Source organism: Bacillus sp. 0209A (assembly GCF_036765095.1).
Taxonomy (GTDB): domain Bacteria; phylum Bacillota; class Bacilli; order Bacillales; family Bacillaceae; genus Bacillus; species Bacillus subtilis_G.
On record NZ_JBAIZV010000003.1, the window covers coordinates 732,184 to 745,237 of the forward strand.

A 13,054-nucleotide genomic window follows, 5' to 3' on the forward strand; every position below is an offset into this window, starting at 1 on the left:
TACTTTGATAAAAGCAGCTGTACAAAAACTAATTAAAAAGTATAAAACCAGTAATCCTTATGAACTTGCATCATATCTAAATATTAATGTCATTCAATGGGACTTACACCATGAAATAATGGGGTTTTATAAATACGACAAAAGAAACAAATACATCGTTATCAATTCAAACTTAAGCCAGGGTAAAAAAACATTTGTCTGCGGTCATGAACTTGGGCACGCACAATTACACCCTCGCGCTAATACCCCGTTCATGAAAGAGCATACTCTTTTCTCAGTTGATAAGGTGGAAGTTGAGGCAAATACTTTTGCCGTTGAACTTCTTCTTCCAGATTGGGTTATAAGCCAGTACAAAAATACGAATTTTACCCTAAAAGATGTCGCTGTGATGAATGGGGTGCCTGCAGAGCTAGCGCATTTAAAGGATTTATCCGAGTTTAAAAATTTTTAACCTCAAAACAGAACATACGTTTCTAGAAAGGAGCTTAACTTGAATCTAATGGAAGAAAGCAACCAAAAGAGTGTCGGGATATACGTTAGGGTTTCGACAGAAGAGCAAGCAAAGGAAGGCTATTCAATAGCTGCCCAAAAGGAAAAACTAAAAGCCTATTGCGTTTCCCAGGGATGGGCAAACTATAAATTTTATATAGACGAAGGAAAATCAGCTAAAGATATACATAGACCGTCACTGGAATTAATGCTTAGACATATAGAACAAGGCATAATTAACACAGTTCTAGTCTATAGGCTCGACAGGCTGACTCGGTCTGTTCGTGATCTCTACTCTCTTTTAGACTACTTTGACAAGTACAATGCCGTTTTCAGGTCCGCCACTGAGGTCTATGATACGGGGTCAGCAACTGGCCGTCTTTTTATCACGTTAGTTGCTGCCATGGCTCAATGGGAAAGAGAGAATTTAGGGGAACGGGTAAAAATGGGCCAAGTCGAAAAGGCTCGACAGGGACAATATAGTGCTCCTGCCCCTTTTGGTTTCACAAAAGAAGGTGAGTACCTGGTCAAGAATCCTCAAGAGGGTGAAATACTCTTAGATATGATTGATAAGATCAAAAAAGGTTATTCACTTAGAGAATTGGCAGACTATCTCGACGAATCTGATGCTATGCCTAGAAGGGGATATAAATGGCATATAGCCTCTATACTCGTAATGTTGAAAAATCCGGTACTGTACGGCGCTTTTCGGTGGGGTGATGAAATAATTGAAGATGCTTTTGAGGGCTATATCTCTAAAGAGGAATTTGATCAGCTACAAAAAATATTACACGACCGGCAAAATTTTAAGAAAAGAGAAACCTACTCAATTTTCATATTCCAAACAAAAATAATCTGCCCAAATTGCGGAAATCGGCTTACAAGTGAGCGCTCTAAGTATTTCAGGAAAAGAGACAATAAACACGTTGAAAGTAATCATTATAGGTGCCAAGCTTGTCTTTTGAATAAACGCCCCACTATTGGGGGCAGTGAAAAAAAATTTGAAAAAGCTTTAATTGAGTATATGCAAAATTTAAAACTTAAGCGTGTACCGAAAATACCGGAAGAGAAACAACAGGACTATGAAAAGCTTCATCAAAGAATAATCAGTATTGAAAAACAAAGAAAAAAATATCAAAAAGCTTGGTCTATGGATTTAATGACAGACCAAGAGTTCGAACAGTTGATGTCAGAAACTAAAGAAGCTTTACAAAAAGCAACTGCTGAACTCGAAAAAGAGCAGATTTCCCATCCCCCTAAAAAGCCTATTGATATTGAACGAGCTAAAGAGCTAGTAAGGATGTTTAAAGAAAACTGGTCTGTCCTCACCAGTGAAGAGAAAAGACAATTTGTCCAAGAAATGATAAAACAAATTGAATTCGAGAAGAAAGACGGTAAAATCAAGGTTTTAGACATTCAATTTTATTAGTGTTTATGTAAAGTATGAGCAGACAAAATGCTCCTGGGTTAAAAAGCGCATATCCTCCATGACAAGATTTGCGCCGTCTTCCGGGGAGCGAATGACGAAATGTTCTTCGTTGGCTAATTTATGAATACGGCTTCCAAGCTCAACTGCCGCCAGTATTTGAACCGCTTTTACCATACCGATTCCCGGGATGCTCGACAGCTCTTCAACTGATGCTTCTTTCAGCAGACGCAGTCCGTCAAAAGTGAGCAGGAGCCGGTTTGACAGGTCCATAACAGATTCGTGTTTCGTGCCTGTCCGTAATAATATAGCCAAAAGTTCATGATTGGCTAAGTTCTCGGCTCCGACTTTCAGAAGCCGTTCTCTTGGCTTATCTTTCGTTGGGAAATCTCTAAGTTTTAATGGCAGATCGTGTATGATCAAGCACTCCTTTTCTTTCCCTTCCCGTTTATAGAACCGTCATGCCTTTATATCAAAATGGCGAAGAGCTCTCATCGTTTTTGATATAGGCAGTCCCATGACTGAATAATAATCTCCGTCTATTTTCTTTACAAAAAGCGCGCCTCTTCCTTGGATGCCGTATGCACCTGCTTTATCCATCGGCTCTTTTGTTTCAATATAAGTCCAAACCTCTTCTTCACTGAGGGGCCAAAACACAACTTCTGTCTTATCATAAAACGTCTCGCTGTGATTTTCAGCTTGTATACTGACCGCGGTGATTACTGAATGACTTCGGCCTGAAAGCCTCCGCAGCATAGAAGCAGCTTCTTCTTGATCTTGCGGTTTGCCGAGACATTCGCCGTCTAGGCATACCATTGTATCAGCGCCGATAACGATTGCATGCGGGTGGAGATCAGATACAGCCTTAGCTTTTTGTTTTGCCAACCATTGGACGTTTTCTTCTGGTGAAAAGTTTCGATTTAATTTTTCCTCTACTTCACTGACAATAATGGAGTAGGGCAGCTGGAGAAGATCGAGGAGTTCTTTCCTGCGTGGAGATTGTGAAGCAAGTATTAGCGGCTTTGTCATGTTCGTCATCCTTTCAGGGTTTGCTTAAGAAAAAAAGATACTCGTTTATCCTATCAAATCATGAGGCTTGTCACAATTTCAGAAAAATAACTTTTTCATGACAAAATAAAAAAAGCCTGTCGCTAAAGGACGAAGGCTCAGGTACTTTCTCTTATTTAATGACGGCTAACAGCTGCTGCTGAGCCTTCCACCCGGCTTCAGCACTTGGGTCCTCTAATTCCTTTAATGCCTGCAAAATCGCTTTTTTCTCTCCTTCTCCTGATGCTTCTGTTTTACCAAGCGACTTTTCTATTTTTTCTACACTCGCTTTTGTAATGTCTTCGCCGAGAATCGCCTTTGCTGCAAGCTCAGCTGTTTCCTTGAAAGAATCTGTCATATCTGACTCTATTGATAAGGAAAGCTCCTTGCCTCCCCAGGCTTCAAAATCACTGTCGATTAAAAGCTGCCCCAATTGCTGTGACACGTCCTTATCACTGGCTAAACCTGCGATGACATACGTATACCCGTCATCCTTTGACAGTGACACTGCGGAATAACCTTTTTCGGTCAGTTGTTCTGTTAACGTTTCGGCACCCTTTTCATTTGAGAATTTTCCGGCTTGTACAGCGTATGTTTCATATGTACCTTCAGCTGGTGCCGCCGGTTTTTCTGCGCCTGAGCTTTGTTTATCAGCAGAAGCATCTCCGGCTTTTGCCGTTTGGCTGCCTAGTGAATCATCTAAAGAGGCCGGGGCTGACGCTTCTTTATTGCCCGAGATGTTCAACGCGAATAAGCCTAATCCGGTGCCTATGACAGCTGCAAAGGCAATCGTCGCCGCCACTCTTTTTACGGGTTTGGCCGTCCCCGCTTTTCCTTTTGCATACAGCTTTGTTTTCTTCTTTTGATAGGGCGGAACGACTTTTGGATCCTCTTTAAACACCTTGTCCTCTTCGGAATTCCAGTTAAATTCATCTTCATCAGGATGTTCATGGGATGCCGCGACCTCTTGTTCTGCTTTTCTCTTTTCCTCCCAATTTGAAAATGTCATGTTTTTTTCCATCTCAGTTTCAGGCGTTTCTTGTTCGTAAACCGTCTCTTCTTTTCCATTAATCGTCACCTTGAGGGCTTTTTCTGCGGCTTTATTGTTTTTTTTATTCTTCCTTTTTTTCAATTCCGCTTCCTCCCTTTGTTTGCTTGACCGTTCATGTCGGCTTTTCATGCTACACACTTTAGCACAGGCGAAAAAAAAAAGAACAAGACTTTTGTCGTCTTGTCCAAAAAACGTTCGTCAAATTTTTCAGCGGTCAGCCCAATGCCACCTTCATATAAAAAGAAATAATAGAGTCGCCGTATAAATAGGCTAAAATGCTCCCTGCCGCAATTGCGGGGGCAAAGGGAAGCGGCTGCCCTTTGGCGAGTCTTCCAGTCAGGACGGCTGCCGCTCCATACACTGCACCTATCAAAATAGAAAAGAAAAAGGCAGCTGCCAGCACTTTCACACCAAGCACGAAGCCAATCACCGCAAATAATTTAATATCTCCTCCCCCTATTCCCCCATGGGTGAGTAAGGCAATTAAGACCAGGAAAAGAAATCCGGCTGCCGCACCTAACAGGCCGGCATACCAGGAATCAAGCGGAGAAATCAATCTGGCTGCCGCTAAAAAGGGGAGAAAGAAAATCAATATTCGATTTGGAATCAGCATAAAATGAATATCTGTCACTGCAACAATGATAAGAAGAGAGGTAAACACAACAGCGGGAAACAGCTCCGGAGACGGGCCAAAGCGTATTCCTGCAGCGGCAAATAAACACGCTGTCACAAGCTCTGCCGCGGGGTACATAAAAGAAATCCTATGCCCGCAGCTTTTACATTTGCCTTTTTGGAAAAGGAATGACAGGATGGGAATTAGTTCTGCGGGAGTTAATGTCCGCCGGCAAAACGAGCATGCCGAACGAGGCTTGACAATAGATATACGCAAGGGGATACGGCACCCGGCCGTATAATAAAACGAGCCAAGGATCAGCCCGAGGATAAATAGAATGGGAAGCATAGACAACACACCTTTACAAGATACTGGCATGGATTGTAGCAGAATGAGCGCCTAAACTCTAATCAGGAATTTTCGATTTCACGCGTAAAAAGCCCCGGCAAAATCTCATTTTCGATACTGCCGGGGCTAGACCTATTATTTTAACCTTTTGCGAATGTCAGAAATAAAATAGAGCGATCCGGTAATCAGCACAATTTCATTTGAGCCCTTTTTGCTTTCTATGAATCCGATCACATTGTCCGGATCTTCATCCCAGCTTTTATTGCTGATTTCACTTACATCATAGAGATCTTTTGCAAGAGAAGCACGCGGGAAATCAAAAGAAGCAAAATGAATCGCATGCGCTATGGTTTCCAATTTCTTAATCATATCGTGATACGGTTTGTCCTTTAACGCGCTAAACACCACAGAAATGCGGGAATCAGGGAAACGCTGTTTCATCGTTTCCGCCAGCTTTTCAACGCCTTCTTCGTTATGTGCACCGTCTAAATATACCGGCGGATGTTCTTGAACAAGCTCTAACCGTCCCGGCCAAGCAGCCTTTACCAGCCCGCTTCTTAACGCTTCATCACTGATATGAACAATCTTCTCCCTATTGAGACACTCAACAGCCAAAATGGACAAAGCCGCATTTTGTCTTTGATGGGTGCCCATCAGAGATGTCCGAATATCGTCATAGCACTTCTCGCCCGTTTTAAATGAAAACTGTTCTCCGGCAGGCAGAGCCAGTTCATTGAAAATAACACATGTATCATGTAATGACTGAAACGGCGCAGCATGTCGTTCAGCTTCATGACGAATGACCTGTAAGGCTTCCGGCTGGGTAACAGCTGTAACGATTGGAATACCTTCTTTAATAATTCCGGCCTTTTCTCCTGCAATTTCTTCAATGGTGTTTCCCAAAATGTTCATATGATCGTGCCCGATGCTTGTAATCACTGTTAAAAGCGGTTCAACCACATTCGTAGAATCGAATCTACCGCCTAGACCTGTTTCAAAAATAACAAAGTCGACCTTATGAAACTCAGCAAAATATAAAAACGCACACGCCGTCATAATTTCAAATTCGGTCGGCTGTCCGTATTTCGTTTGATCAAGCGCTTCAACGTGCGGTTTCATCTGATTGACAAGTGCTGTCCATTCCTCATCTGAAATCGGTGTCCCGTTAACGCTGATCCGTTCATTAAACGTAATGATATAAGGTGACGTAAACGTTCCAACCGTATATCCGGCTTCTTGCAGCATAGAACGGATAAAAGCGACAGTTGATCCTTTACCGTTTGTTCCTGCGATGTGGAACGCGCGGATTTTCTTTTCAGGATGCCCTAACCGCGCCATCAGCTGCTCCATTCGGCCGAGTCCGGGCTTCACACCGAATTTCAGCCGCCCGTGAATCCAGCTGCGCGCTTCTTCATATGCACTAAACAATGATAATCCCCTCTTTTATAAGACAAGGCGGTTTCTCTAGAAACCGCCCCGGCTTTTCATTAGCCCTTCAGCTCAGCCATTCGTTTTTGAACAGCGTCACGCTTTGCCACATAATCTTTTTCTTTTTCACGCTCTTCATCAATTACGTGCGCAGGCGCTTTTTTCATAAATCCTTCATTTCCAAGTTTCTTTTGGACGCGCTCGACTTCTTTTGTCAGCTTATCGAATTCTTTTTGCAGACGAGCAATTTCTTCATCAATATTAATTAAGCCTTCAAGCGGAAGAATAACCTCTGCTCCTGAAACAACAGCCGTCATCGCCTTATCAACGGCCTCGATATCCGTGCCGATTTTAAGTACGCTCGGATTCGTAAAGCGTTCAACGTATGAACGGTTCGCTTCGAGACGGGCTGCTATTTCGTCTGTGCTTGTTTTAATATACAGTTCAACCTGCTTGCTCATTGGCGTATTGACTTCACTGCGGATATTGCGCACAGAACGAATCAGCTCAACAAGAAGCTTCATGTCAGCTGCCGCTTCAGTATCGGTATGCTCCGGTACTGCAACAGGCCATTGGCTTACTGTAATGGATTCGCCTTGGTGAGGAAGGTGCTGCCAAATTTCCTCCGTTAAAAACGGCATAAACGGGTGGAGCAGACGCATCGTTTGATCCAATACGTAAGCAAGGATGGAACGGGTTGTTTTCTTAGCCGCTTCGTCTTCTCCGTAAAGAGGAAGCTTCGCCATTTCAATATACCAATCACAGAAATCGTCCCAAATAAAGTTGTATAAATGGCGGCCGACTTCACCGAATTCATATCGATCAGCAAGCTGGGTCACGTGCTCGATCGTTTCATTTAATCGCGTTAAAATCCACTTGTCAGCAACTGATTTTTCGCCTGACAAATCAAGCTCATCGTATGTCATGCCATCCATGTTCATTAATGCAAAACGGGAGGCATTCCAAATTTTATTGGCAAAATTCCAAGTCGATTCCACTTTTTCATAGCTGAAGCGCAGATCCTGGCCAGGAGAGCTTCCAGTCGCCAGGAAATAACGCAGAGAATCGGCTCCGTACTTGTCAATGACATCCATCGGATCGACACCGTTGCCAAGAGATTTACTCATTTTCCGGCCTTGCTCGTCACGGATTAAGCCGTGGATTAAAACATCTTTGAACGGGCGCTCGCCTGTAAATTCAATGCCTTGGAAAATCATGCGTGACACCCAGAAGAAAATGATATCGTACCCTGTCACGAGAACGTCTGTCGGGTAGTAGCGTTTAAAGTCTTCAGCTGTTACATCAGGCCAGCCCATCGTGGAGAAAGGCCAGAGCGCAGAACTGAACCATGTATCCAGTACGTCTGTATCCTGTTCCCAATTTTCGCTGTCCTCAGGCGCTTCAAGCCCGACATATAACTCGCCCGTTTCTTTATGATACCAGGCAGGAATGCGGTGGCCCCACCACAACTGACGGGAAATACACCAGTCGCGGATGTTTTCCATCCAGTGTAAATACGTTTTTTCAAAACGGTCAGGCACAAAGTTGACTTTCTCGTCTTTCTTCTGCAGCTCAATCGCCGCATCAGCAAGCGGCTGCATGCGCACAAACCATTGTGTAGATAGATATGGCTCAACAACAACCCCGCTTCGTTCACTATGGCCGACCGAGTGCATATGATCCTCGATTTTAAAGAGAACTCCTGCCTCCTGTAAATCTTTCACGAGTTTTTTGCGGCATTCAAAACGATCCATACCTTGATATTGCAGAGCGTTTTCATTCATCGTTCCGTCTTCATTCATGACAAGAATGCGTTCTAAATTGTGGCGGTTGCCAAGCTCGAAGTCGTTCGGATCATGAGCAGGCGTAATTTTCACAGCACCTGAACCAAATTCCATATCAACGTAGTCATCACCGACAATCGGGATTTCACGATTTGCAATCGGCAGAATCACCGTTTTTCCGATCAGGTGCTTATAGCGCTCATCTTCAGGGTGAACGGCAACGGCTGTATCACCGAGCATCGTTTCAGGACGTGTCGTCGCAATTTCAATTGAGCCTGAACCGTCAGCGAGCGGATAGCTCATATGGTAGAACGCGCCCTGAACATCCTTGTAAATGACCTCAATGTCGGATAGGGCTGTTTTTGTCGCAGGGTCCCAGTTAATAATATATTCGCCTCTGTAGATCAAGCCTTTTTTATAAAGCTTAACGAAAACTTCACGAACCGCTTTGCTCAGGCCTTCATCCAGCGTGAAACGTTCACGGGAATAATCAAGGCCAAGACCTAATTTCGCCCACTGGCTGCGAATAAAGTCAGCATACTCTTCCTTCCACTTCCACGTTTCTTCGAGGAATTTCTCGCGGCCCAAATCGTAGCGGGATGTGCCTTCTTCACGAAGTTTCGCTTCCACTTTAGCCTGTGTCGCGATGCCGGCATGGTCCATACCCGGAAGCCACAGCACATCATAGCCCTGCATGCGTTTCATTCTTGTTACAATGTCTTGCAGCGTTGTGTCCCACGCGTGGCCAAGATGAAGTCTTCCCGTTACGTTCGGCGGCGGAATGACAACAGAATATGGCTCTTTTGTCTGGTCACTGCCCGCTTCAAAAAATTTGCCTTTCAGCCAAAAATCATATCGGTCTTTTTCAATCGCTGCCGGATCGTATTTCGTCGGCATTGTTTGTTCATTCGTTTCCATGATAACCCTCCAGCATGTTTAAAAATGACTGAGAACGAAAAAAGAGCTCTTCATCCCTGTAAAAGGACGAAAAGCTCTTTCGCGGTACCACCTTTTTTCATGAACTCTAATCAGTTCATGCACTTACAACGGATAACGGGTGTTTCCCGAATTTCTCTACTCTTCTTTCAAGAAATTATGCTCCCGGGCGACCTTCCAATCAGACAACATAAGAAGCCTTTCAGCAAACGGCTTCTCTCTCTGCATGCGCCTTTTTTGTACTCTTCCCGTTCTAAGCAGGTGTATTTATCAGCTCATTATATACATTATTTATGTACTTTATTATAGTAAAAGTGTTTTTGATTCGTCAATCATCTTTTCCAAAAACGCCGCTTTCTATACAGATAGGCAGGCACCTATTGCCCAAGTTTACATATGATGCTTGTAAATGCGTAGAGGAGGATGCACCGTGAAGAAACGTTTCAGCTCTTATTCGCTGCCGCCGTGGGTCAAGCAAATTCGGCTTGTATCCGCGCAAGTGATTATCCCCATTACAATTTTTCAAGGAATCAGAACCATTTTCTTTCCGACAACCTTTGATGTTTTGCTGCTCGCAATCCTAATCTTTTTAGCTTGCGCCCTTCATTTAGAATGGATATAAACAAACAAGTCCGCGCCATTAAGACGTGGACTCGTTTTCAGCCTGGAATTTTTTCTCTTGTTCAATCTGATGAATTTTAATCACAAAAGGCTCTATATTTTTCATTTGCCAGTAAGCCTTTAATAATTGCGTACATTCATCTTTTTCAAGTTGTCTTTTCCCTGTTTGATAACGGTTGAGCACCTTGTACATCGCTGCCGGGTATGCCATATAGCTAAGAAAAAGGCTGACTTCCGCTTCACGCAAAGGGAATGATTTCGTATATGCATAAAACCATTCGACGCATTCCGGACAAGCTTTTGGAAAGCCTCTGAACATTTTTGTATAAAAACCGAGCAAATCGTTTTGCGGCGGGCCGACAGACGCTCTTTCAAAGTTTGTCAAATACCCTGTCCCGGCATCATTATATAGAAAATGGTGAATAGACAGACTGCCGTGGTTCATGACAACCCTTGAGACACCCTTTTCTTTAGCCGACTCATACCAGTCCTCTATCCGCTCCAGTGCAAAGTTCACCGCGGAAATGGTTTCTGAAAAATAGGTTGCGGCCTGCAGTTCAAAAGGGGAAAGGTACCATTCCTTCTCAGCTCTGTCTACAAACTGTTCATAGAAAATTTTATCATGTTCCCACTTTTTTTTCGTTTGTCCGTAATAACGTTCAATATCATCACGTCTGACCTTCATTTCCTGCGCGGTTCTCTCGTGAAGACGGGCTGTTTCTCTAAATAAATAATCATGTTTCTGATCCCGTTCTTCCTCCTGGTCAAATTGAAGCCAAGGCATTAAATAATAGGAATCTCCTGATTGTAAGCCGGCTGAGAAAAACTCTCCGCTATTTGTTCTGTAAACGGGTACAAATGAACGAAAACCTTTTTCCTCTATCGCCACCATATGATCTGTAAACTGTTTGCCGCGAACCGATTTCAATTTTTTCAGGGCAAATACGCCGTAGTCTGTATACACTTTCCACACAAGAGGACTGACAGGCTCAATAAATTGAGCAGTCAGTCCGTACTCCTGAAGAACCGATTGGGTATCTTCCATTCCATTCACCACATTTTCCGATCGCTTACGGCTTACGCATGGCTGTTGTTATATTGCGGAATATAGAGGATCTGTCCTGCTTTCAATTCATCGTCCAAGGCTAATGAATTCATTCTGATCAGCTGCTGGGAAGTAATTTCATACCGTTCGCATAAACGTTCGATCGTATCTTCCTGCTGAACAATGCATATTTTCATTCTCGAAAACTCATCCTCTTCTCTCGTAAAGAGTTTTGTTAAATAAAGAGAATTATCACTTTCCTTTGTTTGAGGTTCCTTTGTTTTAGCAGCAGGAGCAACTTTAGGAACATCATCCGCTTCCTTCCTTTCTGTCTCAGAGGTCTCAGGCAGCTGGAAGGAATGAAAAGGTGTTTCTTTCTCAGGCTCTTCAGCCGGAGGTGTTTTTCTCACTTCAATTTCAAAGCTTTCTTCCTCTTGTTCTTCCTTTTCCAGCAGTTTTGGCGCTGAATAAAAAGAATCTTCCTCTTCTTGTTCGGGCAGGAAGGTACGGTATACTGGTGTAAGCTCTTCTTGAGGTGTCTCCTCCGAGCTGTCTTTTTGATTGAAATGAAGGTGTGAAACGGATTCGTCATTCTCCACATATGCAGCTGACGCTGGTTCCTTCGTTCTGCTTTCTTCTATGGACAGAACGGTCTCAGACACAGTCTCCGGAGCTTTTTCCGTTTCTTGACGAAGTACAGGTTCAGTGTACTCCGCTTGGTCTGCTTCTTCCGGTTCTTGACGAAGTACAGGTTCAGCGTACTCCGCTTGATCTGCTTCTTCCGGTTCTTGACGAAGTGCGGGCTCAGCGTACTCCGCTTGGTCTGCTTTTTCCGGTTCTTGACGAAGTACAGGTTCAGTGTACTCCGCTTGATCTGCTTTTTCCGGTTCTTGACGAAGTGCGGGCTCAACGTGCTCCGCTTGATCTGCTTTTTCCGGTTCTTGACGAAGTGCAGACTCGTCGTGCTCCGGATGGTCTGCTTCTTCTGTTTCTTGACGGAATGCGGACTCAGCGTGCTCCGGTTGGTCTGCTTCTTCCGGTTCTTGACGAAGTGCGGGCTCAACGTGCTCCGGTTGGTCTGCTTCTTCCGGTTCTTGACGAAGTGCGGGCTCAACGTGCTCCGCTTGATCTGCTATTTCATTTTGAGCCTCTTGACGCAACGCATATTCAAGAATATGAGCCACTGGTGTTTCTGCTTTTCCCTCAGCAATCACAGTCTCTTTATGTTGCTCAGCTTGCAAAGCCGGCGATTCTTCCGCTCCAGAATTTTCACGAAGCTGAGCCTCCGCTGGAGAGACCGCTTCTTCACGAACATCTGCTATTGCAGCTGCTGGCTCTGGCGTTTCTTTTTTGGCATTAACACTCTCTTGAACCTCTTTTCCTGATGCATCAGATTCTGGCTCAGCTTCTTCTGTTTCCAATTCCGCACGAGTCGCTGCTTCCGGCACCGCAAGCTCTGGATCGTCTTCCCCTTTCACATCTTCTCGCGCCTCTGGTTCTAAAGCAACTGATTCCGGCGGTGCAGATTCTGCTTTTTCTGTTTCCAGCTCTTCACGGAGCCCCGCTTTCGAGACAAAAAGTTCTGGCGGTTCGGCTGGCGGTTCATCCTTTACAACTGCTTCCCCTGCCGGAGGTGCACCCGTTTCTAATACACTTTGGATCGGCGGTTCAGAAAGCTCTTCCTCCCTGAATGCCGCAGGAGCTTCATATAGAGGAATCTCCGGCTCTTTATCTGCCGTATCATCCAAAAGCCCTTCGATCGCTAAATCAGCCTGAATCGTTAAAATGCGCGAATCCGTTAATTGATAGTCAAATGCGTCAATAAAGACGAAGACATCCTGTAAATGGCTCACTTTATTTTTAGGAATGGTAATATCCACAGGAAAACAGTGAGTCAGTTCCGCGCTCCCATCCTCTCTCTTTCTGACTTCTTCAACAAACCGCTTATCGGTATAAAACTCTTCGGTATGTTTGTTTTGATCTATGTTGTACTCACCTGTAAGTTCAAGCGATCCTCTGATTGATACATAATCATTGACTTCCTGAACCCTAATGTCAGGATCTAATGAAATAGAAAGCAGTTCAGAAACTTCCTGTCCTTTTTGGAAATAGATCGATTCTTCTACAGAAAATTGCAATCGATGATTTTGCGGCAAGTTCATATCCTCCTTTCATCTAATCCTTAAAATTAGATGTCACTAAAGGTGTATGTATGAACTGGGGGAAATATGAGTGGGCGAGCACAGAAAAAAACCGGTACAAGGAT

10 protein-coding genes, 1 pseudogene and 1 other annotated feature are annotated in these 13,054 nt (G+C 44.0%); of the genes and pseudogenes, 3 read left to right on the forward strand and 8 right to left on the reverse strand.

What is annotated here, in order from left to right:
* Nucleotides 1–4 precede the first annotated feature (4 nt).
* Together V6D44_RS14695 and V6D44_RS14700 are read left to right on the forward strand one after the other, a co-directional pair.
* A complete protein-coding gene (locus V6D44_RS14695) occupies nucleotides 5–451 on the forward strand; it encodes an ImmA/IrrE family metallo-endopeptidase (RefSeq protein ID WP_041345305.1) in 447 nt (148 codons plus the stop codon).
* 48 nt (nucleotides 452–499) lie between these two features.
* A complete protein-coding gene (locus V6D44_RS14700) occupies nucleotides 500–1,918 on the forward strand; it encodes a recombinase family protein (RefSeq protein WP_042975137.1) in 1,419 nt (472 codons plus the stop codon).
* Between the two features lie 12 nt (nucleotides 1,919–1,930).
* Here the strand turns inward: V6D44_RS14700 and radC are convergent.
* The 6 genes and pseudogenes from radC to valS all read right to left on the reverse strand — a co-directional run.
* A pseudogene (gene radC, locus V6D44_RS14705) lies at nucleotides 1,931–2,338 on the reverse strand (RadC family protein); the annotation flags it as partial.
* A gap of 36 nt (nucleotides 2,339–2,374) precedes the next feature.
* Nucleotides 2,375–2,944, reverse strand: a complete 570-nt coding sequence (locus tag V6D44_RS14710; protein WP_087992318.1) for a Maf family nucleotide pyrophosphatase — start codon at nucleotides 2,942–2,944, stop codon at nucleotides 2,375–2,377.
* Between the two features lie 151 nt (nucleotides 2,945–3,095).
* Nucleotides 3,096–4,094, reverse strand: a complete 999-nt coding sequence (locus V6D44_RS14715; RefSeq protein ID WP_202327048.1) for an SPOR domain-containing protein — start codon at nucleotides 4,092–4,094, stop codon at nucleotides 3,096–3,098.
* A 133-nt stretch (nucleotides 4,095–4,227) separates the two neighbouring features.
* Entirely contained in the window at nucleotides 4,228–4,974 is a 747-nt protein-coding gene (locus tag V6D44_RS14720) for a prepilin peptidase (RefSeq protein WP_333516654.1), read from the reverse strand.
* A gap of 135 nt (nucleotides 4,975–5,109) precedes the next feature.
* Nucleotides 5,110–6,402: a bifunctional folylpolyglutamate synthase/dihydrofolate synthase gene (locus tag V6D44_RS14725; protein WP_333516655.1), complete on the reverse strand. Its 1,293-nt coding sequence runs from the start codon at nucleotides 6,400–6,402 to the stop codon at nucleotides 5,110–5,112.
* Between the two features lie 59 nt (nucleotides 6,403–6,461).
* Nucleotides 6,462–9,104 (reverse strand): valine--tRNA ligase, encoded by a 2,643-nt coding sequence (gene valS, locus V6D44_RS14730; protein ID WP_333516656.1) that lies wholly within the window; start codon nucleotides 9,102–9,104, stop codon nucleotides 6,462–6,464.
* Between the two features lie 59 nt (nucleotides 9,105–9,163).
* Nucleotides 9,164–9,387: a binding site (T-box leader), on the reverse strand.
* A 165-nt stretch (nucleotides 9,388–9,552) separates the two neighbouring features.
* Here valS and V6D44_RS14735 point away from each other — a divergent pair.
* Nucleotides 9,553–9,744 (forward strand): hypothetical protein, encoded by a 192-nt coding sequence (locus tag V6D44_RS14735; RefSeq protein WP_087992323.1) that lies wholly within the window; start codon nucleotides 9,553–9,555, stop codon nucleotides 9,742–9,744.
* Nucleotides 9,745–9,762: 18 nt separating this feature from the next.
* On the opposite strand, the gene cotN is transcribed toward V6D44_RS14735, so the two are convergent.
* A complete protein-coding gene (gene cotN / locus V6D44_RS14740) occupies nucleotides 9,763–10,788 on the reverse strand; it encodes a spore coat protein CotN (protein ID WP_333516657.1) in 1,026 nt (341 codons plus the stop codon).
* A gap of 32 nt (nucleotides 10,789–10,820) precedes the next feature.
* On the reverse strand, nucleotides 10,821–12,944 hold the full coding sequence (locus V6D44_RS14745) for a LysM peptidoglycan-binding domain-containing protein (protein ID WP_333516658.1): 2,124 nt from the start codon (nucleotides 12,942–12,944) through the stop codon (nucleotides 10,821–10,823).
* Nucleotides 12,945–13,054: the final 110 nt, after the last annotated feature.